This is a genomic window from Roseateles sp. P5_E11 (assembly GCF_054049355.1).
Genome location: NZ_JBFUMO010000893.1, coordinates 1 through 1,647, shown reverse-complemented (window position 1 = coordinate 1,647; position 1,647 = coordinate 1). Strand labels below are relative to the sequence as shown.

Here is a 1,647-nt window from a genome sequence, read left to right as displayed (position 1 = left end):
ACTCCGGGCTCCCGAGGCCCGCCGCTTCACGCCGCCCGTGCTGCCCTCCCGGGCGTGCGCTCAAGCCCGGGGCCGCTTCACCCGGCGAGAACTCAGGCCCGCCACGAGCGCCGCCAGAGTCAGCGCCAGGCTGGCGGGCTCGGGCAGCCGGCTGTAGAAGGTGTGGTCTGTCACGCCGAAACCTCTACCCGAGTAGTTGCTGCCCTGGTAGCCGGTGCTCTCGTCAAAGGTGAAGGCGGTGGTGCTGAAGTAAAGGCCGTCGATGCCCGCGATGCGGCCATTGAGGATGTCCACCGCCTGGCCCGGCAGGAAGCGGGAGCGCAGCGCCGCGAGCGAGTCGGCACCGCTGTGCGTGTACTCGCCGATGTCGTAGAGCGCGTACATGTGATCGTTGGCGTCGATGCGGCCATCGCCGCTGGTGTCGAACCAGAAGTCGAGGAAAGGAATTTCCTCGCCGCCGTAAGCCAGGGCCAGGAAATGGAAGATGCTCTGCTGAACGTACTTGCCGGTGGCCGGGTCCTTGTAGAGCACCTCAAACTTCTGATCGTGCTCGGCGCCGCTCCAGATGTCGTCCGGCCCACCGGCCCCACCGCCTGGGCCGCCAGGGTTGCCAACGGCGCGGGTGTGGTTGACGACGTCGCAAAGCGTCAGTTTCTTCGCGGCGTCGGGAATTTCGCGCTTGCCGCTTTGCCCGCCCGCCGCGATTTCTCCGACGTGATCCGAGGCGACGATGGTGCCGCCGTTTCGGCGATCCGTGTAGTTGATGGTGAAGTCCAGCGCCGTGCGGGTGTAGTTGTGCTCGATCACATAGGCGTTGCGCTGGCTGCAGTCATTGCTGTTGGCCTCGGGGCCGGTGTCGGCCAGCGCGGGCAGCGCAAGAGCCAGAAGCGGCAAGGCAACCCACCGATGGCTGCTGCGGGTGTGAGGACAGGGCATGGTGTGTCTCCTTGGAGGTAGGCACCGATCGCAACGCCTATATTGGCTGTTGTCAGATGGCGTGCCCTTGCCGGCTGATTCCTCCGGTAGCGAGCATCGAACGTGCCAGTTGCCGACTCCAGACGGAAGCGTCAGAAGGCATGTCGCACGCCGGCGGCCATGCCCGGGAGGTATTTCATGACYCAACTGCCCGACGCGGCGCTCGATGCGCTGCGGCAGATGTTGCGAATCGGATCCGATCGATCGGCCCAGGAGCAGGCGCTGCACCGTCTGCATTGCGTTTGCCTGGTGGCCTGCGGGCGCAGCTGCTCGGAGGTTGCGGCATGGTTTGGCGACAACCCCCGCAGCCTGCAGCGTTGGGTTCGGCATTTCCGTGGGGCCGCCATCACGCCGGTGGCAGAGCGTCCGCCGGGGCGGCCGCCCCGGCTAACGGGCGTGAAGTCGCTGGAAGTGGCTGCTGAGCTTCGTATACCGCCCGGTGGCTGCGGTTACGCCAAAGGGCGATGGGATGGGAAGCTGYTGCAGCAGCACTTGCGGGAGCATCACGGCGTCTGCCTGAGCTTGCGCCAGTGCCAGCGCACCTTGCACGATGTCTTGGCAAAGCCAGCGCCCCCGAGCGCCTGACATTGCGTCAATGTTCTGTCGTGTCCGGTGCCCACCGGGAGGTCGTGGCCTTGGCGCTCGACTTCGACTGTAAAGAACATCGACAGG

General features: G+C 66.0%; 1 protein-coding gene. It reads right to left on the bottom strand.

Annotated features, from left to right (window positions below; translation table 11 throughout):
• Positions 1-60: 60 nt before the first annotated feature.
• A complete protein-coding gene (locus ACXJKR_RS31815) occupies positions 61-936 on the bottom strand; it encodes a PEP-CTERM sorting domain-containing protein (RefSeq protein WP_162247767.1) in 876 nt (291 codons plus the stop codon).
• Between the last annotated feature and the right edge of the window lie 711 nt (positions 937-1,647).

Bases quoted from the DNA above. Each gene is read 5' to 3' on its own strand.
- ACXJKR_RS31815 (WP_162247767.1), bottom strand. From the start codon at position 936: ATGCCCTGTCCTCACACCCGCAGCAGCCATCGGTGGGTTGCCTTGCCG.